The 20,582-nt window shown below is 66.9% G+C and carries 18 protein-coding genes; 10 read left to right on the plus strand and 8 right to left on the minus strand.

Annotated features, from left to right (window positions below):
* Positions 1-8: 8 nt before the first annotated feature.
* Complete coding sequence (gene gspG / locus U5A56_RS18755; protein WP_027783126.1) at positions 9-461, minus strand: type II secretion system major pseudopilin GspG; 453 nt, start codon at positions 459-461, stop codon at positions 9-11.
* 177 nt (positions 462-638) lie between these two features.
* On the opposite strand from gspG, the gene U5A56_RS18760 reads away from it, so the two are divergent.
* Entirely contained in the window at positions 639-1,049 is a 411-nt protein-coding gene (locus tag U5A56_RS18760; protein ID WP_044845208.1) for a hypothetical protein, read from the plus strand.
* Between the two features lie 30 nt (positions 1,050-1,079).
* On the opposite strand, the gene gspF is transcribed toward U5A56_RS18760, so the two are convergent.
* Genes gspF through gspD form a run of 3 tightly spaced genes read right to left on the minus strand, consistent with a single transcriptional unit; the run spans position 1,080 to position 6,140 of the window.
* The gene (gspF, locus tag U5A56_RS18765) at positions 1,080-2,297 is read right to left on the minus strand and encodes a type II secretion system inner membrane protein GspF (protein WP_124486803.1); all 1,218 of its coding nucleotides are present in this window, start codon (positions 2,295-2,297) and stop codon (positions 1,080-1,082) included.
* 4 nt (positions 2,298-2,301) lie between these two features.
* Complete coding sequence (gene gspE / locus U5A56_RS18770; protein ID WP_321923942.1) at positions 2,302-3,801, minus strand: type II secretion system ATPase GspE; 1,500 nt, start codon at positions 3,799-3,801, stop codon at positions 2,302-2,304.
* Complete coding sequence (gene gspD / locus U5A56_RS18775) at positions 3,798-6,140, minus strand: type II secretion system secretin GspD (protein WP_044845211.1); 2,343 nt, start codon at positions 6,138-6,140, stop codon at positions 3,798-3,800. The genes gspE and gspD overlap by 4 nt, the downstream gene beginning before the upstream one ends.
* Before the next feature lie 368 nt (positions 6,141-6,508).
* Between gspD and U5A56_RS18780 the strand changes: the two genes are divergently transcribed.
* Entirely contained in the window at positions 6,509-6,958 is a 450-nt protein-coding gene (locus U5A56_RS18780) for a lytic transglycosylase domain-containing protein (RefSeq protein ID WP_321812090.1), read from the plus strand.
* 172 nt (positions 6,959-7,130) lie between these two features.
* On the plus strand, positions 7,131-8,444 hold the full coding sequence (locus U5A56_RS18785; protein WP_124571500.1) for a GTP-binding protein: 1,314 nt from the start codon (positions 7,131-7,133) through the stop codon (positions 8,442-8,444).
* A 134-nt stretch (positions 8,445-8,578) separates the two neighbouring features.
* On the opposite strand, the gene U5A56_RS18790 is transcribed toward U5A56_RS18785, so the two are convergent.
* Positions 8,579-8,857, minus strand: coding sequence for an HU family DNA-binding protein (locus tag U5A56_RS18790; protein WP_006401505.1), 279 nt, complete (start codon positions 8,855-8,857; stop codon positions 8,579-8,581).
* Positions 8,858-8,870: 13 nt separating this feature from the next.
* Positions 8,871-9,233, minus strand: a complete 363-nt coding sequence (locus tag U5A56_RS18795) for a hypothetical protein (RefSeq protein ID WP_124486807.1) — start codon at positions 9,231-9,233, stop codon at positions 8,871-8,873.
* A gap of 14 nt (positions 9,234-9,247) precedes the next feature.
* On the opposite strand from U5A56_RS18795, the gene mnmC reads away from it, so the two are divergent.
* The 7 genes from mnmC (at position 9,248) to U5A56_RS18830 (ending at position 18,147) form a co-directional block, all read left to right on the plus strand.
* Positions 9,248-11,209 carry a bifunctional tRNA (5-methylaminomethyl-2-thiouridine)(34)-methyltransferase MnmD/FAD-dependent 5-carboxymethylaminomethyl-2-thiouridine(34) oxidoreductase MnmC gene (gene mnmC, locus U5A56_RS18800; protein WP_321923944.1) on the plus strand — a complete coding sequence of 654 codons (1,962 nt, stop codon included), beginning with the start codon at positions 9,248-9,250 and terminating at the stop codon, positions 11,207-11,209.
* 675 nt (positions 11,210-11,884) lie between these two features.
* Positions 11,885-13,099: a cation:proton antiporter gene (locus U5A56_RS18805; protein ID WP_257775107.1), complete on the plus strand. Its 1,215-nt coding sequence runs from the start codon at positions 11,885-11,887 to the stop codon at positions 13,097-13,099.
* A gap of 14 nt (positions 13,100-13,113) precedes the next feature.
* On the plus strand, positions 13,114-14,229 hold the full coding sequence (locus U5A56_RS18810; RefSeq protein ID WP_021160413.1) for a YbdK family carboxylate-amine ligase: 1,116 nt from the start codon (positions 13,114-13,116) through the stop codon (positions 14,227-14,229).
* A 505-nt stretch (positions 14,230-14,734) separates the two neighbouring features.
* Positions 14,735-15,373 (plus strand): MarR family winged helix-turn-helix transcriptional regulator, encoded by a 639-nt coding sequence (locus tag U5A56_RS18815; RefSeq protein WP_321923946.1) that lies wholly within the window; start codon positions 14,735-14,737, stop codon positions 15,371-15,373.
* A gap of 28 nt (positions 15,374-15,401) precedes the next feature.
* Positions 15,402-16,112, plus strand: coding sequence for a glutamine amidotransferase (locus U5A56_RS18820; RefSeq protein WP_257775130.1), 711 nt, complete (start codon positions 15,402-15,404; stop codon positions 16,110-16,112).
* A gap of 203 nt (positions 16,113-16,315) precedes the next feature.
* Positions 16,316-17,428 carry an NADH:flavin oxidoreductase/NADH oxidase gene (locus U5A56_RS18825; RefSeq protein WP_044845217.1) on the plus strand — a complete coding sequence of 371 codons (1,113 nt, stop codon included), beginning with the start codon at positions 16,316-16,318 and terminating at the stop codon, positions 17,426-17,428.
* A 188-nt stretch (positions 17,429-17,616) separates the two neighbouring features.
* Positions 17,617-18,147, plus strand: a complete 531-nt coding sequence (locus tag U5A56_RS18830) for an SET domain-containing protein (protein WP_124486811.1) — start codon at positions 17,617-17,619, stop codon at positions 18,145-18,147.
* 102 nt (positions 18,148-18,249) lie between these two features.
* On the opposite strand, the gene U5A56_RS18835 is transcribed toward U5A56_RS18830, so the two are convergent.
* Both U5A56_RS18835 and U5A56_RS18840 read right to left on the minus strand, forming a co-directional pair.
* A complete protein-coding gene (locus U5A56_RS18835) occupies positions 18,250-19,734 on the minus strand; it encodes a sensor histidine kinase (protein ID WP_044845219.1) in 1,485 nt (494 codons plus the stop codon).
* A gap of 116 nt (positions 19,735-19,850) precedes the next feature.
* Positions 19,851-20,543 (minus strand): response regulator transcription factor, encoded by a 693-nt coding sequence (locus tag U5A56_RS18840; protein WP_006401494.1) that lies wholly within the window; start codon positions 20,541-20,543, stop codon positions 19,851-19,853.
* Between the last annotated feature and the right edge of the window lie 39 nt (positions 20,544-20,582).

A 20,582-nucleotide genomic window follows, 5' to 3' on the forward strand; every position in this document is an offset into this window, starting at 1 on the left:
GCGCAGGCTTACTGCCACGAACCGATGTCGGAATCGTTGCTCTCGCCGCCTTCCTTGCCGTCGGCGCCGTAGCTGAACACGTCGATCTCGCCGTGCACGCCCGGGTTCAGGTACTTGTACCCGTTGCCCCACGGATCGTTCGGCAGGCGCTCGAGATAGCCGCCGTCCTTCCAGTTGTTCGGGATCGGATCGGTGGTCGGCTTCTGGATCAGCGCGTTCAGGCCCTGTTCCTGGGTCGGATAGCGGCCGTTGTCGAGCCGGTACAGCTTGAGCGCCTGCATGATCGTGCCGATGTCCTGCTTCGCGGCGATACGGCGCGCCTCGTCGGGACGGCTCATGATCTTCGGCACGATCAGTGCCGCCAGGATCCCGAGGATCGCGACCACCACCATGATCTCGATCAGCGTGAAACCGCGCTGACGGCGCACGGCCGCATTACGGCGAGTGATCCACGTTTGCATGACTGACTACCTCTTCCAAAAAATGTCGTCGATTAAGTGACGCACCCGGCGCATTCCGGACGTTTGCCTGACGGCCAGCTTCCGTTTCCCCCGGGCGCGGAGCACGCATTGTAAGGCGCGCACTGCCGAGGGCTTTCACCCAACGCAAATTTCATATACATCCGTACAATAGCGCGCATGAACGCGCTCTCGATCCGGATCCTCTCCCTAGCCCTCTTCGCGGGTTTGTGCGCGACGGCCACCTACTGGGTCGTCACGCTGTCGGCCCGCGAAGCGCCGCTGCCCGCCGCCGCCGCGCGGTTGCCGATCCGCACCGAGGACGCCGCCGCGCTCTTCGGCGGCCAGCTCGACAAGAATCCCGTGCAGGACATCCACCTGTTCGGCATTCTCGCGCTCGATCATGGCGGCGCCGCGATCGTCGGCATCGGCGGCGAGCCGCCGCGCGCCGTGTCGCTCGGCGCGGAGCTCGCGCCCGGAGCGAAGCTCGCCGAAGTGCGCAACCGCTCGATCATCGTCGACCGCAACGGCGCGCGCGCCGAAGTCCAGCTCCCCGCGAACACGCCGTCCCCCGCGATCTACATGCGTTGAACGGCGGCGGCCTGACCGGCGGTCAGGCCGTCACTGCACCATGTTGTTCAGCTCGATGATCGGCAGCATCACGGCCAGCACGATCACGAGCACGATCCCGCCCATCGCCAGGATCAACAGCGGCTCGAGCAGGCTCGTCAGGAACATCGTGCGGCGCTCGAGCTCGCGCGCTTCACCTTCCGCCGCGCGATCCAGCATCGTCGTCACGTCGCCCGTCGCCTCGCCCGAACGGATCAGGTGCACGAGCACCGGCGGAAACGTCTTCACGTTGTTCAGCGCGCGCGACAGCGCGGAGCCTTCGCGCACGCGCACGATCGCGTCGTCGATGTTCGCGCGCATCGCGCGGTTCGACAGCGTCTCGCCGGCGGCCTGCAGCGCGCGCAGGATCGGCACGCCGGCCGCGGTCAGGATGCCGAGCGTGCTCGCGAAGCGCACCGTGTTGTAGCCCCGCACGAGCTTGCCCGCGAGCGGCGCGGTCAGCACCCAGCGGTCGAACGCGAGCCTGGGCCCGTCGCGCGACAGCGTCGCCTTCACCACCCACACGACGAGCGCGGCCGCGATCAGGATCGCCCACCACCAGTGCCGCACGAAATCCGACAGCGCCATCATCACGACCGTGAGGATCGGCAGCTGCTGCTTCGTGCTCGCGAACACGTTGACGACCTGCGGCACGACGTAGCTCAGCAGGAACGTGACGATGCCGAACGCGATCAGCGTGACGATCCCCGGATACGTGAACGCGAGCAGGATCTTCTGCTTCAGCGCGTTGCTCTGTTCGATGTAGTCGGCGAGGCGCGACAGCACGATGCCGAGCTTGCCGGTGTGCTCGCCCGCCGCGACGAGCGCGCGATAGATTTCGGGGAAATCGCGCGGATGCTGGCCCAGCGCATTCGCGAGCGAGTGGCCGCCGAGCACTTCCGCGCGGATCGAGGCCATCAGTTCGCGGATATAGTCGCGCTCGGCCTGCTCGGTGAGCACGCCGAGCGCCTCGTCGAGCGGCAGCCCCGCGATCAACAGGCTCGCGAGCTGGCGCGTGAGGATCGCCTGCTCGCGCTGCGACAGCTTGCGGCCGAACGCGAGGCGCTGCGAGCGCGCGCCGCGGCTCGCGCTGGCGGCCGGCTCGACCACCAGCGGCGTGAGCCCCTGCGTGCGCAGCTGGCCGCGCGCGGCGCGCGCGCTGTCGGCATCGATCACGCCCTTCTGCGCGCGCCCGGCCGAATCGATTGCTTCGAAACGGAATGCCGACATCGCGCTATGCGCCTCCCGTCACGCGCAGCACTTCCTCGAGCGACGTCGCACCGGCCGCGAGCCAGCGCTCGGCGTCGTCGCGCAGCGTGCGCATCCCTTCCGCGCGGCCCGCGGCGAGAATCTCCGCATCGGCCGCGTTGCGGTGGATCAGCGTGCGGATCGAATCGTCGACCACCAGCAGTTCGTATACGCCGCGCCGGCCCGCGTAGCCCGAATGCCCGCACTTGTCGCAGCCGACCGGATGCCACACGGTGCGGCCTTCCTCCTGCCGCTCTTCCTTGCAGACCGGGCAGAGCTGCCGCACCAGGCGCTGCGCGAGCACGCCGAGCAGCGACGACGCGAGCAGGTACGGCTCGACGCCCATGTCGGTCAGGCGCGTGACGGCGGACGCCGCATCGTTGGTGTGCAGCGTCGCGAGCACGAGGTGGCCCGTGAGCGACGCCTGCACCGCGATCTGCGCGGTTTCGAGGTCGCGGATTTCGCCGATCATGATCACGTCCGGGTCCTGGCGCAGGATCGAACGCAGCGCGCGGGCGAAGGTCATCCCGATCCGCTCGTTCACCTGCGTCTGGCCGATGCCGGACAGGTCGTATTCGATCGGATCCTCGACGGTCATGATGTTGGTCGTCGCCGTTTCGAGCCGCGACATCGACGCATACAGCGTCGTCGTCTTGCCCGAACCGGTCGGGCCCGTCACCAGCACGATGCCGTGCGGGCGGCCGATCAGCTTGTCGAACTGGACGAGCGTGTCGCGGCCCATCCCGAGCGCTTCGAGGTTCAGGCGCTGCGCATCCTTTTCCAGCAGACGCAGCACCGCGCGCTCGCCGTGCCCGGTCGGCAGCGTCGACACGCGCACGTCGACCGGCCGGCCGCCGACGCGCAGCGTGATGCGGCCGTCCTGCGGCAGGCGTTTCTCGGCGATGTCGAGCTGCGCCATGATCTTGATCCGCGAGATCAGCGCGCCGTGCAGCGCCTTCTTCGGGCGCACGACGTCGCGCAGCGTGCCGTCGACGCGGAACCGCACGACCGAGGCATTCTCGAACGGCTCGATGTGAATGTCCGATGCCTGTTCGCGCGCCGCTTGCGTGAGCAGCGCATTGATCATCCGGATGATCGGCGCATCGTCTTCCGATTCGAGCAGATCCTCGACTTCGGGGATGTCCTGCATCAGCCGCGACAGGTCGACTTCGCCTTCGACCTCGCCGACGATCTGCGCCGCGCTGCCGTCCTGGCGCGCGTAGGCCTGGTTGATCGCCTGCGCGAGCTCGTCGGCCGGCACGCGATGCACGGAGATCGAGCCGAAGTTGCGCGCGATTTCGGCGAGCGCCGCATCGTTCGTGCGTTCGCTGATCCACACCTCGAGCGTGTCGTCGAGCTGGTGCGCGATCAGCACCTGGCCGCTCTTCGCGAAGCCGTACGGCAACAGGCGCGCGGCGAGCGGCGACGGCGGCTGCCGTTCGCCGGGCGTGCCGTCGTGAGCGGAGGATGCGAGCACGTCGCTCACTGCGAGGCTCCCGGCGTGGCGGTCAGCGGCTGTTGCGGCACGGCCTGCTGCGGTACGCTCCGCGGCTGCGCGGGCGTTGCCTCCGGCAGCGGCTGGGCCGGCACCGGCGCCACCTGGCGTTGCAGCTGCTGACGGCGCATCTTGTCGAGATCGAACAGGTTCCCGGCCGGCGTGCCGCCCTGGCTCGGGCCGAGCGGCATCGGCGGGACGATCGGATCGTCCTTGTCGCGGATCACGTTGTTGTCCGACTTGTACGCGCCCGTCACGCCCTGGATGTAGTCGTAGCGGTTGGCCGTGACTTCCTGCGCGGTGCCGCGATCGGAAATGATCACGGGGCGCAGGAACACCATCAGGTTGGTTTTCGCACGCACCTTCGATTCCGAACGGAACAGCTGGCCGATCCACGGAATGTCGCCGAGCAGCGGGACCTTGCTGTTCGATACCTGATAGTTGTCCTGCATCAAGCCGCCGAGCACGATGATCTCGCCGTTGTCGGCCAGGATCGTCGACTGGATCGACCGTTTCGTGAAGGTCGGGCCGGTCTGCGCGCTGGTCGTGCCGGCGACGACCGCCGAATCCTCGGTATAGAGCTGCAGCTTCAGGATCCCGCCGTCGGTGATCTGCGGCTTCACGTGCAGCGTCAGGCCGACGTCGCGACGGTCGTAGGTGTTGAACGCGTTGCTCGTCGTGCCGCTCGTCAGGTTCGAATACGAACCGGTTGCGATCGGCACGTTCTGGCCGACCACGATCTTCGCTTCCTCGTTGTCGAGCGTGATCAGGTTCGGCGTCGACAGCACGTTCGCGTCGCTCACGCCCGCAAAGTATTGCAGCAGCGCGCCGAGCCCCTGCACGCCGAACATGTTGTGCAGCCAGCCGATGTTGAGCCCCTGGGACAACTGCCCGAGGTTGGAGGCCAGCCCGCCTCCGGTGATCCCGCCGGCCGCGTTGGCCACACCGCCGGCCGTCAGGTTGATGATGCTGTTGCCCAGGCCCAGCCCGGGGTTCAGGTTCGTGCCGCCGAGAAACTGGCCGCTCGCCACCTGCCACTGGATGCCGAGGTTGCCCTGCGTCGTCGAGTTCAGCTCGACGATCAGCGCTTCGATATAGACCTGCGCACGCCGTGCGTCGAGCTGGTCGATCACCGAGCGCAGGTTGCGGTAGACCGGGTCGGACGCGGTGATGATCAGCGAGTTGGTGGCCGAGTCGGCCTGGATCATCCCGCCCGGCTGGTTGTCGTCGCCCTTTTCCTTGTCGCCGCCGAGCAGGCCGCCCGTGCCGAGGCCGCCGCCGGACGAACCGCTGCCGCCGTAGGCCGACGAAGAAGACGAACCGCCCAAGCCGCCCGACGGCAGCGGCGGGGTGCCCGACGTGCCGGTCGAGAAGTTGCCGCTCTGCGACGAGCCGCCGCCCTGGTTGAAGCTGTTCGCGTCGTTGGACGACGCCGACGAACCGCTGTCGCCGCTGCTCTTGCCGAGCATCCCGCGCAGCGTCTTCGCGAGCTTCACCGCGTCGGCGTTGCGCAGCGGCACGACGTGCATGTTGCCGGGCACCGCGCTCGGCGCGTCGAGCTGCTGCACGAGGCGCTTCGCGGCGGCGAGGCGCGACGCGCTCGACGCGCGCAGCATCAGCGAGTTGGTGCGCGGGTCGGCCGTGACCGACACCTTCAGCGTCGCGTCGCTGTTGCCGATCGCGCCCGGGTCGAGCATCTTCTGCAGCTGCGCGGCGAGGTCGATCGCGTTCGCATTGCGCAGCGGCACGACCTGGACCTGCGCGCCCGCGGCGCTGTCGACGCCCGAGATGATCTGCGCGATGCGGCGCACGTTGTCCGCGTAGTCGGTGACGACGATCGTGTTGTTCGCCGGGTAGGCGGTGACCGTGTTGTTCGGCGAGATCAGCGGCCGCAGCACCGGCAGCAGGTTGTTCGCCGATTCGTTGCGCAGCTCGAACACCTGCGTGATGACCTGGTCGCCGCGCGCCTGCGGCGCATTGCCGACATAGGTCGGCACGCCCTGCAGCTTCGCGTCGGCTTCCGGCACGACCTTCAGCACCCCGTGATCCTGCACGAGCGCGAAGCCCTGCATGCGCAGCGCCGACTGCAGCGTCTTCAGCGCCTGGTCTTCCGGCACCGGCCGTTCGGCCACGAGATTGAGCTGCCCCTTCACGCGGGGGTCGACGATGATGGTCTTGCCGGTTGCGGCACCGATCGCCTTGGCGACCTGGTCGATGTCCGCATTCACGAAATTGAGCGTGACCTGAGCGTAGGCGGCCTGCGAGACGATGATGCCGGCGACGATCAGGGTCGTCGCGATGCGCCGCATAACGAAGCGATTTCTTGTCATGGATGAATGGGTCGATGCCGGCTCAGGCCACTTCCGGCGGTAGTGCTGGGATCCAGGTCCGAAAGAGGCGACATTAGCAGCTTTTCATGTCCGGAATATCACATTGAGCCGAGGACTGTCTCACATACGACATGTATCCGGCGCACCGTATGCAATATGTAAGATTTCGGCGCCGCCCCGGGCTGCCGTCCATCGCCGTCGTTTTTGCGATGAATCGACACGAAAATGCGGTATAAACGGGCAGCCGTCGTTCGCATGTCGCCACGTGACGGACTCTCGGTATGATACGGGCGGCACGTTTCCAGTCGCACGAATAACGGACACGGGTTTTCCCGATCCTTGCGCCCATTTCTTTCGTTTTCCGCACCATGAACAGACGGTTCGCTTCGATCGCGTTGATCGCCGCCGGCGTGTGGTTCGCCTGCGGAAGCGCACGCGCGGATTGTTTCGACGAGGCCGCCCGCTACCAGAAGGTCAATCCGCTGATCCTGCGCGCGATCGCGTGGCAGGAGTCGCACAACCGGCCCGACGCGCTGAACAAGAATACGAACGGCTCGGTCGACTACGGCCTGATGCAGATCAATTCGATCCACCTGCCGACGCTGTCGCGCTACGGCATCGGCCGCGACACGCTGATGCAGCCGTGCAAGAACGTCTACATCGCCGCTTGGCACCTGCGCCAGAAGATGAATCGCTACGGCAACACATGGCAGGCCGTCGGCGCCTATCATTCGGAAACGCCGTCGCTGCGCGACAAGTATGCGCGGCAGATCGCCGGGATCCTGACGCAGTGGAAGCTGATGCCGCCCGAGCAGTGACGCCGCGCCGCGGCGCTTGCCGACGCCGTGCCGCTCGGCCGGCGCGCGTTTGATGCACAATGCGGATCTCACGCCGCGGTTTCGACCGGCCCGGGCGACCGGCTCCGGGCCGATCGCGCCCCGTCAGGACGCCGCGGCCGCTTTTCCCTCTTTTCCGTTGGTGCAAATCGTTATGAATCCGGCAATGAACCAGCCGTTGCCCGTCACCGTGCTGTCCGGTTTCCTCGGCGCCGGCAAGACCACGCTGCTCAATCACATCCTCGCGAACCGCGCGGGCCTGAAAGTCGCCGTGATCGTCAACGATCTCGCGGCGGTCAACATCGACGCGTCGCTCGTACGCGATGCGCAGGCGCTGTCGCATGTCGAGGAACGCCTGGTCGAGATGTCGAACGGCTGCATCTGCTGCACGCTGCGCGACGACCTGCTCGTCGAGATCCGCAATCTCGCGGCGGATGGCCGCTTCGACGCGATCGTGATCGAATCGACCGGCATCGCGGAGCCGATGCCGATCGCCGAAACCTTCACGTTCGTCGACGACGACGGCGCATCGCTGTCGAACGTCGCGCGGCTCGACACGCTCGTCACCGTGGTCGACGCCTACAATTTCCTGCGCGACTACGGCTCCGACGACGCGCTCGCGACGCGCGGCATCGCCGCATCGGACGAAGACGATCGCACGCTCGTCGAGTTGCTGATCGAGCAGATCGAGTTCTGCGACGTGCTCGTGATCAACAAGACCGACCTCGTCGGCGCGGAAGAACTCGCGCGTCTGCAGCACATCCTCGCGCGGCTCAACCCGCGCGCGCACCAGGTCGTGTCGACGTTCGGCAACGTGCCGCTCGAGGAAGTGCTGAACACCGGCCGCTTCGATTTCGACGAGGCCGCGAACGCGCCGGGCTGGCTCGCGTCGCTCGATCACGATCACACGCATTGCGACGATCCCGAGTGCCACGATCCGCATCATGCGCACGTGCATGGCGAAGCCGACGAATTCGGCATCGGCAATTTTGTTTACCGCGCGCGCCGGCCGTTTCATCCGGCACGGCTCTGGGCGCTGCTGCATCAGGAGTGGCCGGGCGTGCTGCGCAGCAAGGGCTTCTTCTGGCTCGCGACGCGCAACGACATCGCGGGCTCGCTGTCGCAGGCGGGCGGCGTGTGCCGGCATGGCCCGGCGGGCCTCTGGTGGGCCGCGCAGGATCGCGCGGAATGGCCGGACGACGACGAGTTGCTCGCCGAAATTCGCACGGAGTGGCAGGGCGACCTCGACGACCGCTCGGTCGGCGATCGCCGTCAGGAACTGGTGCTGATCGGCATCGGGCTCGATGCCGACGCATGGCGCGCGAAACTCGACGCATGCCTGCTCACCGATGCGGAATTCGCGCTCGGTGCGGCGCAATGGAGCGCGTTCGACGATCCGTTCCCGGTGTGGGATGTCGATGCGCACGACGACGACGATCCCGGCGACACGCAGATCGTGCACGCGTAATACGCGGTAAAAACGGCTTGCGACAGGCAACCGTTAAATCTTGCAAGAGTGACGCGAACTGTGGCAAAAATGCCGCGCGCGCCCAACAAAAAACCCGCCGAAAGGCGGGTTTTTTTCCTGGAACAGGCGCTGGATTAACGCTTGTTGACGGCGTCCTTGAACGCCTTGCCAGCCGTGAACTTGACCGTCTTGGCTGCCGGGATCTTGATGGTTTCGCCGGTCTTCGGGTTGCGGCCCGTACGTGCTGCGCGCTTGCCCGAACCGAAGCTGCCGAAGCCGATCAGCTGAACCGCATCACCCTTCGACACGGCCTTCTTGATGACTTCGAGCAGCGTGTCCAGCGTTTCGCCGGTTTGAGCCTTGCTGGCGCCCGTTTGGGCGGCGACGGCGTCGATCAGTTCCTGTTTGTTCATTAAGGTTCCTTTTTCAGGTTAGGTTTGACACGAACAGCGCGAACGCGCCGATTATACGTGCGCGAACCGTGCCGTCGAGAGTCAGACTTCGACGGCACAGCGCCGAATCCTGGCCCGCGCGACGTGCCGTCCGGTTTGCCGGAAGGCCACCCCGCGGTACGGCGTTGCTATGATAGCGCAGCGCAAACCCAATAACGACAAGGGTTTCAAAGATTTTCATCGGTATTTCGCCGAATGAATCGTCGATTGCCCGTTTTTTGACCTGCGCCAACCGGACGGGATACGCAGCCGGGTCCGCCGCCGCGCAACGCCGTTGGTTTTTGCCAACGACCCGCCGGACGCCTCCGCGCAATCCCTTGCCAGGCTTGGCTGCCACGTTTTTTGTTTCGCATGCCCGACCGACTCGTTCCCGCCACGCTCGCGTTCCGCGACGACGGCACCCTCATCTCGCCCGCGTACGGCGACATCTATCACAACGTCGCGGGCGCGCTCGCGCAGGCGAACTACGTGTTCATCGCGGGCAACGCGCTGCCCGGGCGCTGGCAAGGCCAGCGCACGTTCACGATCGTCGAGACGGGGTTCGGCGCGGGCGTCAACTTCCTCGCGACCTGGGCCGCCTGGCGCGACGATCCCGCGCGCTGCGAACGGCTGCATTTCGTGTCGTTCGAGAAGCATCCGTTTTCGCGCGATGACCTGCGCCGGGCACTGTCCCATATGGTTGCGAACACAACGATATCGACGGAAGCAGAAATGCTCGCCGATGCGTGGCCGATGCTCGTTCCCGGTTTTCATCGCCTCGAATTCGACGCTGGCCGGGTCGTGCTGACGCTCGCGCTGGGCGACGCGTGCGAGATGCTGCCGAAACTGGTCGCCCGCGCCGATGCGTTCTATCTGGACGGTTTCGCGCCCACGAAAAACCCGGATCTCTGGTCGGCCGACGTGTTCCGCGCGCTCGCACGTATCGCCGCCGAGAAGGCGACCTTTGCGACTTATTCGAGCGCGGGCGTGGTGAAACAAGCGCTCCTCGAAGCGGGTTTCACGTATCGCAAGATGGCCGGCCTGGCCGGCAAGTTCGCGATGCTCGCGGGCGAATACGCACCGCGCTGGCGGATGCGCCGGCACGAACCGCCGCGCGCGTTGCCGGTTGCCGCGCGCGACGCGATCGTGATCGGCGCGGGGCTGGCCGGCTGCGCGGTCGTCGAACGGCTCGCCGCGCGCGGCTGGAACGTCACGCTGATCGAGCGGCACGCGCGAATCGCGAGCGACGCATCGGGCAATCCGGCCGGCGTATTCCATCCACTGATGACGCGCGACGACAACGTCGCGAGCCGCCTCACGCGCAGCGGTTTCCTGCATGCACTGACGCGCTGGCGCGCGCTCGAGCATGCGGGCCATGCGTTCGCGCGCAGCACGCGCGGAATGATCCATCTCGCGGAATCGGCCGACGATTTCGTGCGGATGCGCGACGCGTTCGACGCGCTCGGCGCACCGTCCGACTACGTGTCGCTGCTCGACACGGACGCCGCGCGCGCGCATCTGAACCTGCCGGTCGCACATGGCGGCCTGCTGTTTCCGCACGGCGGCGCCGTCTGGCCGGCCGGGGTCTGCGCCGCACAAGTCGCGGCGGCCGGTGAACGCGTGACACTGCTCGCCGGCACCGAAGTCGCGCGACTCGAGCGCGATGGCGACACGTGGCGCGCCGTCGACGCGGCAGGCGCGACGCTCGCCGAGGCGCCGGTCGTCGTGCTCGCGAACGCCGGCGACGCCGTGCGTCTAGCGGGCCTGCGGCACGTCGCGCTGCAGCCGGTGCGCGGCCAGCTCACGCTGCTGCCGCCCGGCAGCACGGCACCGCTGCCGTGCCCCGCGATCGGCGACGGCTATGCGGTACCGCTCGACGACGGCACGCTGCTGATCGGCGCGACGTTCGAACCCGACGACCTCGATCCGGCGATGCGCGGCGCCGGGCATATCGAAAATATCGAGCGCGTCCGGCATCTGCTGCCCGGCCTGATCGGCGAGCTGCCGGACGTCGATACGCTGCGCGGGCGCGTCGCGTTTCGCTGGGTCGTCGCCGACCGCGTGCCGGTGATCGGCCCGCTCGCCGACGAAGCGCAGGCCGTCGCGAACGCACGCGCGCTGAGCGGTGCGAGGGCGCGCGACCTGCCGCGCAGCGCGGGCCTGTACGGCGCATTCGGCTACGGTTCCCGCGGCCTCGTGTGGGCCGCGCTCGGCGCGGAACTGATCGCGTCGCAACTGGAAGGCGAGCCGCTGCCGCTCGAGCGCGAACTCGCCGATGCCGTCGACCCGGCCCGGTTCCTGATCCGCGCGCTGCGCGGCCGCCAGATCGGCTGATCTCGTCAGCCGAATCCTCACAGTCCTTCGATTTTTTCGCGCAAGGTTATCCACGCGACGCTGTGGATAACCGCGCGGAATCCGCACGCACTTCGTGTGCAATCACAGTGGACGTAAACTGGGCAACTCGGCACAGCTGTGAAACGGCCCGAAAGTTGCCCAACTCAAACCTCTGTGAGCAAACAGCCTGTGCAACGACTTATGGCCGCGCCAACGCCTTGATCTTGTTGCGTAAACCGAAGTTATCCACAGAACTGTGAGCGCCTTGTTAACTTCTACTACGTATATATACAAGTAAACCATTGAAACCAAAGACCTGTGGCGCCTCACAGCGCCACGAGTCGATTCAATCGGTTCCGGAGCGAAAAAGCTGTGGCACAATCGGTTTCCTTCGCGTTCGTTCGGCCAAGCGCCGGACATGCTTCAATGGAACGGTCGGCTCGATTTCGAATCTGAATCATCGAGACTGCGCAGTCCGTTCACACACCAGGCCGACAATCCAGATCGGCAGCCTGAACGACAGTTCCGCCGGATGGCGGAAAGAGGCGGATCCCATGTCCCGCCGTCGTCGACCACAACATTTACACTCGGGGCGATACCCAGCCGGCGCGCATCTCATTTCTGACGCTTGACCCCGCGCCGCTGGCGATTGCTTCCAAAGGAGAAGTCACCACGATGAAGTCGGCGTTCTCATTCCTGCCCAATTGGCCGCTCGCGCCGGATGCCGTGTTCTGGGCCGGGCTCGCGTTGTTCGCGGCCGGTCTGTGTGGCGAGCTGTGCTATCGCGCATGGCGGCTGCCGCGCATCACCGGGTATGCGGTGATCGGTCTCATCGCCGGTTCGTTCGGATTCGGCGTGATCGACGCGAGCACCGACGAAACCTCGCGGCTGCTGATCGACGTCGCGCTCGGCCTGCTGCTGTTCGAGCTCGGCAGCCGCCTCGACCTGAAATGGATCCGCCGCAATCCGTGGCTCGTTGCGTCGAGCCTGGCCGAGGCGACGCTGACGTTCGTGCTCGTGCTGTTTGTGATGCTCGCGCTCGGCGTGTCGGGCATGGTCGCGCTCGTGTTGTCGGCGATCGCGATCGCGACGTCGCCGTCGATGGTGATCCAGCTCAAGACCGAGCTGCGCGCGGAAGGGCAGGTGTCGCAGCGCCTCATCACGCTGACCGCGCTGAACAGCGTGTACGCAATCGTGCTGACCAAGCTCGTCACGAGCTGGCTCCACCAGGAAGCGTACGGGAACGTTTTCGCGACGATCCTGCAACCCGCCTACCTGATCGCCGGTTCGTTCATCGTCGCGTACCTGGTCGCGCGGGCGTGCAATTACCTGTTCCGCCACATGACCGCGACGATGCGCGACGAGCATTCGTTCGTCGCGCTGTTCGGGCTCGTGATGCTCGCGATCGCGGTCGCGCAGGCGCTGAAGCTGTCGACACTGCTCACGCTGCTGCTCGCCGGCATCATCGTGAAGAACCTCGAAGCGCGGCCGCAGCTGTGGCCCGAGCATTTCGGCACGGCCGGCTGGCTGCTGACGGTGATCCTGTTCGTGCTGACGCTCACGTCGTTCACGTGGGGCGACATCGCGCTCGGCGGCCTGCTCGCGATCGCGCTGATCGTCACGCGGCTCGCCGCCAAGCTCGCCGGCGTCGTCGCGTTCGCGAAGCCGAGCGGGCTCGGGATGAAGCAGGGCGTCGCGCTCGGCATCGCGCTGACACCGATGTCCGCGCTGTCGTACCTGCTCGTCGACGACACCTACCAGCTCTATCCGAATTTCGACCCGCACCTGCGCGCGATCGTGATGTGCACGATCGTGATCCTGCAGCTCGTCAGCCCGTTCGTCGTCTACCGCTGCCTGTCGGCGGTCAGCGAACGCAGCGACAGAAACTGATTCCGGAACCTGCCATGGCACTCGAAACCTTCGTCAATTCCGAACCGTTCACGTTCGGCGTCGAACTGGAGATCCAGGTCGTCAACACGCACAACTACGACCTTACCAAGGCTGCATCCGACCTGATGCGCCTGATCCAGGGCGAGACCTTCCCCGGCAACATCACGCCTGAAATCACCGAGAGCATGATCGAGCTGTCGACCGGCATCTGCCATTCGCACGAGCAGGCGGTCTCCGAGCTGCACGCGATCCGCGACGTGCTCGTGAAGGCGGCCGACCAGCTCAACGTCGGGCTCGCCGGCGGCGGCACGCACGCGTTCCAGCAATGGAGCGACCGGCAGATCTACGACGCGCCGCGCTTCCAGTACATCTCCGAGCTGTACGGCTATCTCGCGAAGCAGTTCACCGTGTTCGGCCAGCACGTGCACATCGGCTGTCCCGATCCGGACAGCGCGCTGTTCCTGCTGCACTCGATGTCGCGCTTCATTCCGCACTTCATCGCGCTGTCCGCGTCGTCGCCGTTCGTGCAGAACGTCGACACCGGCTTCCATTCGGCGCGCCTGAATTCGGTGTTCGCGTTCCCGCTGTCGGGCCGCGCGCCGTTCGTGCTGACCTGGGACAGCTTCGAGGAGTACTTCACGAAGATGGTCAACACGGGCGTCGTCAACTCGATGAAGGACTTTTACTGGGACATCCGGCCGAAGCCCGGCTACGGGACGATCGAGGTGCGCGTGATGGACACGCCGCTGTCGGTCGACCGCGCGGCCGCGATCGCGTGCTACATCCAGACGCTCGCGCGCTACCTGCTGACCGACCGGCCGCTGAAGCTGTCGGAGGACGACTATCTCGTCTACACATTCAACCGTTTCGAAGCCTGCCGCTTCGGGCTCGAGGGCACCTGCGTCAATCCTCAGACAGGTGAGCGCCGCACGATCGCGGAAGACATCCTCGACACGCTCGACCGGATCGCGCCGCATGCGGCCGCGCTCGGCTCGCGCGCGGCACTCGACGAGATCGGTGCGCTCGCGCAGGCGCGCGTGAATGACGCATCGTGGTTGAGAACCGTTTTCAAACAGGAAAAATCGCTGAACGAGACGGTCCGCCAGCAGTGCCTGCGCTGGCGTGAATGAAAAAATGTTTTGCAGATTACAGGCTCGACCGCGCGGCGATTCGCTGAATGCCGGTCGACGCCGATTCGGGCGTTCCGCGTCGCCAGTCCTCCTGAAAATCTGTGGATAACTGGATATTCCGCTGCAAAGTCAACGCACTGCGGTATGGATAACCCGGTGGATCGCCGCCAGCCACACGATGGCCGATTCGAACAGGAAAATGTTTGCGCGTTGCGCCGTGAGGCCGGCAGGGATTGCCGGCACAACGAAAAAATCCGGTTATCCAGCGATTTTCCACAGAATGAAGGGGATAACTTAGCTGTGCGATTTTCCGCTCTCGCTTAGAATGTCGGCTTTGCGGACACCGGAATGACCTGTGTCTCACCGGTCGCCGCGAACGCGACCGCCGCGTGTGCCTCGCGACGGCCGTGTCGACGCTCCTCGATGAGCGTCTGTTTTGAGATAGACATTCGATCTCCACACTACGGCTGCTCGGCAATCCGGGCGGCGGCAAAGCGAAAAGACTATGAGCGAAGGCGTTTACGGGAATCAGGCTTCGGGACGTGTGACCCACAGCTTGCTGCGGTTGAGTACGGCCATGCGAAGCCAGGCATGGGATTGGGCGGAAGGCGCGGGCCTCACGCCGACGCAGGGCGAGATCCTCGTGCTGCTGCTGCAACGCAAGGGCCCGATGCGGCTCGGCGAGATCGCGCGCGAGACGCAGCTCACGGCTGCGACCACCAGCGATGCGGTCAGCACGCTCGAGACGAAGGGGCTCGTCGAGAAGCGCCGCGCGCTGGACGACGGCCGCGCGCTTGCCGTGCGCCTGTCGGCCCGCGGCCGTACCGCGGCGAAGAAGGCGCTGCAATGGCCGGAATTCCTGACGAAGGCGGTCGGCAAGCTCGGCGCGGACGAGCAGGGCGCGCTGTACCGCGCGCTGCTGAAGACGCTGCGCGAACTGCAGGTGTCCGGCGCGACGCCGCCGCAGCGCATGTGCCTGACGTGCACGCATTTCCAGCCGGGCAAGCAGTCGAAGAAGACCGTGCATCACTGCGCGGCGCTCGACCTGTCGATGGCCGACAGCGATCTGCGTCTCGACTGTTCGGTGCACGAAGAAGCCGACGCGGCAACGCAAAAGAAGACCTGGAAGGTGTTCGCCGGCTGACGTCCGTCGATCGACCGGGAGGCCGATGATGAACGCTGAAGTGGTGGCGATCCGCCACGTGCATTTCGAGGACCTCGGCAGCTTCGAGCAGGTGCTCGGGGAGCGCGGGCGGCGGGTGCGCTACGTCGACGTCGGCGCGTCGCGCGTCGAGGTGCTCGACGCGCTCAAGCCGGCGCTGCTCGTGATGCTCGGCGGGCCACTCAGCGTGTACGAAGACGCGCAGTATCCGTCGATCGCGCCGCTCACGGCGCTCGTGCGCCAGCGCATCGACGCCGGGCTGCCGATCCTCGGTATCTGCCTTGGCGCGCAGTTCATCGCCTGCGCGCTCGGTGCGCGCGTCTATCCGGCTGCGCAGAAGGAACTCGGCTGGGCGCCGCTGACGCTCACCGACGCGGGCCGCGCGTCGCCGCTGCGCCATCTCGACGGCGCGGCGACCTCGATGCTGCACTGGCACGGCGATACGTTCGACCTGCCGGGCGGCGCGATCCATCTCGCCTCGACACCGGCCTGCCGCCACCAGGCGTTCGCGTGGGGGCAGCACGTGCTGGCGCTGCAATGCCATCCCGAAATCCGTGCCGACCGCTTCGAACCCTGGCTGATCGGCAACGCCGGCGAAATCGCGTCGACGCCCGGCATCGACGCACGCCAGCTGCGCGCCGACACCGTGCAGCACGGTCCCGCGCTGGAGGCGGCCGCGCGACGCATGTTCGCGGAGTGGCTCGACAGCGTCGGGCTTTGATCCCGAGCGAGCGGCACCGCCCGTGACCGGCCCGCAGGCCTTGCCGGCCGGCGCACCGCTGCATGCCGTGTGCGCGCGGCATCGCTGCCGGCGGTACGCCGGCGCTACCTGACCATCCGCTTACTGCCGAACCGGCCGCCAGCAGGCTTCGAGCCCGCATGCTACGCTCGTCCGCTGTTTCCCTTTCCTGGCGAGCGGCCTCCATGACTGCGCTGTTTTCCCCGTTCACGCTGCGCGGCGTGACCCTTCCGAACCGGATCGTTATCTCCCCGATGTGCCAGTACTCGGCCGAGCGCGGCGAGGCGACCGACTGGCACATGATTCACCTCGGCCATCTCGCGCTGTCCGGCGCGGGCCTGCTCTGCATCGAAGCGACCGCGGTCGAACCCGACGGGCGCATCACGGCCGGCGACCTCGGTTTGTGGGACGACGCGACCGAAGCAGCGCTCAAGCCCGTGCTGGCGGCGATCCGCAAGCATTCGCCGGTCCGCGTCGCGATGCAGCTGTCGCACGCGGGGCGCAAGGCGTCGAGCGAGGTGCCGTGGAAGGGCGGCCAGCTCGTGTCCGTCGCCGATGGCGGCTGGTTGCCGCATGCGCCGTCGGCCCTGCCGCACAAGGACGGCGAGACGCCGCCGCTCGCGCTCGACGCGGCCGGCCTGAACCGGATCCGCGACGCGTTCGCCGCCAGCGCGAAGCGTGCCGCGCGCCTCGGCATCGATGCGATCGAGGTGCATGCGGCGCACGGCTACCTGCTGCATCAGTTCCTGTCGCCGCTTGCGAACCAGCGTACCGACGAATACGGCGGCTCGCGCGAAAACCGGATGCGCTTTCCGCTCGAGATCTTCGAGATCGTGCGCGCGGCGTTTCCGGCGGACCGGCCGGTCGGCGTGCGCGTGTCGGCGACCGACTGGGTCGAGGGCGGCTGGGAACTCGAGGACACGATCGCGTTTGCGCACGAGCTGAAGCAGCGCGGCTGCGACTGGATCGACGTGTCGTCCGGCGGCGTGTCGCCGCTGCAGAAGATTCCGCTGTCGCCCGGTTACCAGGTGCCGTTCGCGCAGGCGGTGAAGCGCGCGGTCGGGATGCCGACGATCGCGGTCGGCCTGATCAACGATCCCGCGCATGCGAACCGGCTGATCGAGTCGGGCGATGCCGATTTCGTCGCGATGGCGCGCGCGATGCTGTACGACCCGCGCTGGCCGTGGCATGCGGCTGCCGAGCTCGGCGCGCAGGTGTCGGCGCCGCCGCAGTACTGGCGTTCGCAGCCGCGCGAGCACAAGGCGTTGTTCGGCGACATCGCATTCGGCCAGCGCTGAGCGTCATGCGCGCAATATTGCGCGCGATGTTGAGCGAAGCAATCTTGAACGTGTAGGATGCGGGTGATTCGCCGCATGTCCCGACGCGGCACCGACCGGTGCCGCGTTTTCGTTTTGCGCGACGCAGGGCCGCGCAAAACGAAGGCGCGGCCGTCTTCCATTCAAGTCGTCTTCAAAGGATTCGTTCGATGAGTTCACGCAGGATCGCGGTACGCCGCTCGGGAGTTCACGGCAAGGGCGTGTTCGCGGTGGAGCCGATCAAGGCCGGCGAACGCGTAGTGGAATACAAGGGCGAGCGAATTTCGTGGAAGGAAGCGCTGCGCCGCCATCCGCACGACCCGAACGAGCCGAACCATACGTTCTACTTCGCACTGGAAGAGGGCGGGGTGATCGACGGCAAGATCGACGGCAACAGCGCGCGCTGGATCAACCATTCGTGCGCGCCGAACTGCGAGGCCGAGGAGATCAAGGGCCGCGTGTTCATCCACGCACTGCGCGACATCGGGCCCGAAGAAGAGCTGTTCTACGACTACGGCCTCGTGATCGACGAGAAGCTGACGAAGAAACTCAAGCGGGAATACGCGTGCCATTGCGGCGCGACCGCATGCCGCGGCACGCTGCTCGCCACGCCGGACGACGACGGCAAGAAGAAAAAGAAGAAGGACAGGAAGGACGGCAAGTCCGAGTCCGGCGCGAAGGACAAGAAAAAGAAGAAGTGACCGGTGAGGCCGCGCATCGCGCGCGGCTGCGTCACCGCCGGATGGCCGCCGCGCGGCCGTCCATCCAGCCTGATGAGGGTTCGCCGCGCGTGCCTCAGTGCCTCAGTGCGTCGGCGCGGCGGCCGGCGTCTCGCTTGCCGGCTTCCCGGTGCGCTTGGCGAGCGGCACCCGCACCACGAAGCGCGAACCGCCTTCCGATGCATCCTCGTACGACACCGTGCCGCCGTGCATCGCGATGATGTCGTGCACGATCGCGAGCCCGAGCCCGGCGCCCGTCTCGACGCCGTTGCCGCTTTGCGCGTCGCCACGGAAGAAGCGCTTGAACAGGTCGGCCTGCTGATTGGCCGGCACGCCCGGGCCGTTGTCCTCGACGACGATCTCGGCGGCCGGCTCGCCGGTCTCGAGCGCGCCGCGCGCGACGTTCACCGTGATCCGCGCCCCGTGCGGCCGGGCGAGCGGCACGTATTTCAACGCATTGTCGAGCAGGTTCGCGATCACCTCGCGCAGCAGCACGGGGTTGCCGCGCACGTTCAGCGTTTCGTCCTCGCCGGGATCGTCGCTGCGCTGGAAGCCGAGGTCGACATGCGACGCGAGCGCGCGCGGCACCCATTCGGCACCCGTCTCGAACGCCATCGCGGCCAGGTCGACGTCGACGAAACGCGCGGCCTGTTCGCCCGGCTCCGCGCGCGCGAGCGACAGCAGCTGGTTCGACAGCCGCACCGCGCGGTCGGCGGCCGCGCGCAGTTCGCGCACCGCGGCATAGGTCTGCTGCGGGTCGCGCGCGACGGCGGCCTGCTCGGCATGCAGCTTCACGGCCGTGAGCGGCGTGCGCAGCTGGTGCGCGGCATCGGCGATGAACTTGCGCTGCGCGTCGAGCGCGGTCTTCAGGCGGCCGAGCAGCGCGTTCATCGCGCTCGTCAGCGGCCGGATCTCGAGCGGCACGTCGGTTTCGTCGACCGGCTCCAGCGACGTGTGGGTCTGCCGGTTCAGCGAATCGGCGAGATGCGTGAGCGGGCCGAGCTGCTGGTTCACGACGCGCCACACGATGCCCCAGCCCGCGAGCAGCAGCAGCAGCAGCGGCATCATGATCGCGACGAGGAATTCGGCCGCGATCCGGTAGCGGTGCCGCACCGGCTGCGCGACCTCGACCACCATCGGCCGGCCGCCGTCGACTTCCTCGACGCGCACCTGCGCGACCCGCACCGCGCGGTTGTCGTACTCGGCCTCGAACACGTACGCGTGATGCATGCGGCGCACGTTGATGCCCCGCAGCGGCAGTTTCGGATCGCCGGCGAGTTCCTGCTCGCCGTCGCTGATCCGGTAGATCAGCGCCTCGGCCGGATCGGAGAACATCGCCTGCGCGAGCGGCGGCACCGTGAACGGCGCGTCGGGGCCGGCGATCTGGATCTGTTTGGAGATGGCGGTCGCGAGGTCGGCGAGCGAGCGGTCGATCACGTGTTGCGTGTATTGCCACGCGAGCCAGTAGGCGATCAGGCCGCTCATCAGCGCGAGCATCGACAGCGGCGCGGCGAGGCGCCGAAGCAGCGAGCGGCGCAGGCTGGTGGTCACAGCCGGATCAGAAGACATTTCGACGGGAAAATGGATAAGCGCCGCTCACGGGGAGCGGCGCGGACGTGCGCCGGACGGCGACGCGGGCAGGGCGGCTCGCCGGCGGCACGCGGCCGGCCGGCGTGCGGCGCCGCTCAGACGCTCGCGGTCTGGCGGATTTCCTGCAGCAGATAGCCGAAGCCGCGCACCGTGACGATTTCGACGCGGCACTGCTCGAGTTTCTTGCGCACGCGATGCACGTAGACTTCGATCGCGGTGTCGCCGAGATCGCCGCCGAAATGCGTGAGGTGATCCTGCAGCTGGGCCTTGCTGACGACGCGGCCGTGACGCAGCAGCAGCATTTCCAGCACCGCGAATTCGCGCGGCGACAGTTCGAGCGGCTTGTCGTCGTTGAAGATGCGGCGATCGACGCCCGACAGGCGGACGCCGCCGAGCGACACTTCCGGACGCGGCATGTCGCTGTGCGGGCCGCTGCGGCGCATCACCGCGCGGATGCGCGCTTCGAGCTCGGCCGGCTCGAACGGCTTGAGCATGTAGTCGTCGGCGCCGGAGTTCAGGCCCTGGATCCGGTCGTTCAGTTCGTCGCGCGCGGTCAGCACGATGACCGGCGTGTGGCGGTTGGTCTGGCGGAAACGCGTGAGCAGCGTCATCCCGTCGATGCCCGGCAGGCCGAGGTCGAGGATCACGAGTTCGTGGCGGTTCTGTGCCAGCGCCTGTTCGGCAAAGATGCCGTCATGCACCATGTCGACGGTGAAGCCAGCCTGCTCGAGGCTGCTCTGGATACCGCGTGCGATGGGGCGGTCGTCTTCGATCAGAAGGAGTCGCATGAAGTTCGCTCAAGTACAATGGGTTGGCGGTTCAGGCAC

Source organism: Burkholderia sp. BCC1998 (assembly GCF_905339875.1).
In the GTDB taxonomy this organism is placed as follows: domain Bacteria; phylum Pseudomonadota; class Gammaproteobacteria; order Burkholderiales; family Burkholderiaceae; genus Burkholderia.

Bases quoted from the DNA above. Each gene is read 5' to 3' on its own strand.
- U5A56_RS18830 (WP_124486811.1), top strand. From the start codon at position 17,617: ATGAGTTCACGCAGGATCGCGGTACGCCGCTCGGGAGTTCACGGCAAG.
- U5A56_RS18760 (WP_044845208.1), top strand. From the start codon at position 639: ATGAACGCGCTCTCGATCCGGATCCTCTCCCTAGCCCTCTTCGCGGGT.
- U5A56_RS18785 (WP_124571500.1), top strand. From the start codon at position 7,131: ATGAATCCGGCAATGAACCAGCCGTTGCCCGTCACCGTGCTGTCCGGT.
- U5A56_RS18825 (WP_044845217.1), top strand. From the start codon at position 16,316: ATGACTGCGCTGTTTTCCCCGTTCACGCTGCGCGGCGTGACCCTTCCG.
- U5A56_RS18805 (WP_257775107.1), top strand. From the start codon at position 11,885: ATGAAGTCGGCGTTCTCATTCCTGCCCAATTGGCCGCTCGCGCCGGAT.
- mnmC (WP_321923944.1), top strand. From the start codon at position 9,248: ATGCCCGACCGACTCGTTCCCGCCACGCTCGCGTTCCGCGACGACGGC.
- gspD (WP_044845211.1), bottom strand. From the start codon at position 6,140: ATGACAAGAAATCGCTTCGTTATGCGGCGCATCGCGACGACCCTGATC.
- U5A56_RS18815 (WP_321923946.1), top strand. From the start codon at position 14,735: ATGAGCGAAGGCGTTTACGGGAATCAGGCTTCGGGACGTGTGACCCAC.
- U5A56_RS18790 (WP_006401505.1), bottom strand. From the start codon at position 8,857: ATGAACAAACAGGAACTGATCGACGCCGTCGCCGCCCAAACGGGCGCC.
- U5A56_RS18780 (WP_321812090.1), top strand. From the start codon at position 6,509: ATGAACAGACGGTTCGCTTCGATCGCGTTGATCGCCGCCGGCGTGTGG.
- gspG (WP_027783126.1), bottom strand. From the start codon at position 461: ATGCAAACGTGGATCACTCGCCGTAATGCGGCCGTGCGCCGTCAGCGC.
- gspF (WP_124486803.1), bottom strand. From the start codon at position 2,297: ATGTCGGCATTCCGTTTCGAAGCAATCGATTCGGCCGGGCGCGCGCAG.
- U5A56_RS18820 (WP_257775130.1), top strand. From the start codon at position 15,402: ATGAACGCTGAAGTGGTGGCGATCCGCCACGTGCATTTCGAGGACCTC.
- U5A56_RS18835 (WP_044845219.1), bottom strand. From the start codon at position 19,734: ATGTCTTCTGATCCGGCTGTGACCACCAGCCTGCGCCGCTCGCTGCTT.
- U5A56_RS18810 (WP_021160413.1), top strand. From the start codon at position 13,114: ATGGCACTCGAAACCTTCGTCAATTCCGAACCGTTCACGTTCGGCGTC.
- U5A56_RS18840 (WP_006401494.1), bottom strand. From the start codon at position 20,543: ATGCGACTCCTTCTGATCGAAGACGACCGCCCCATCGCACGCGGTATC.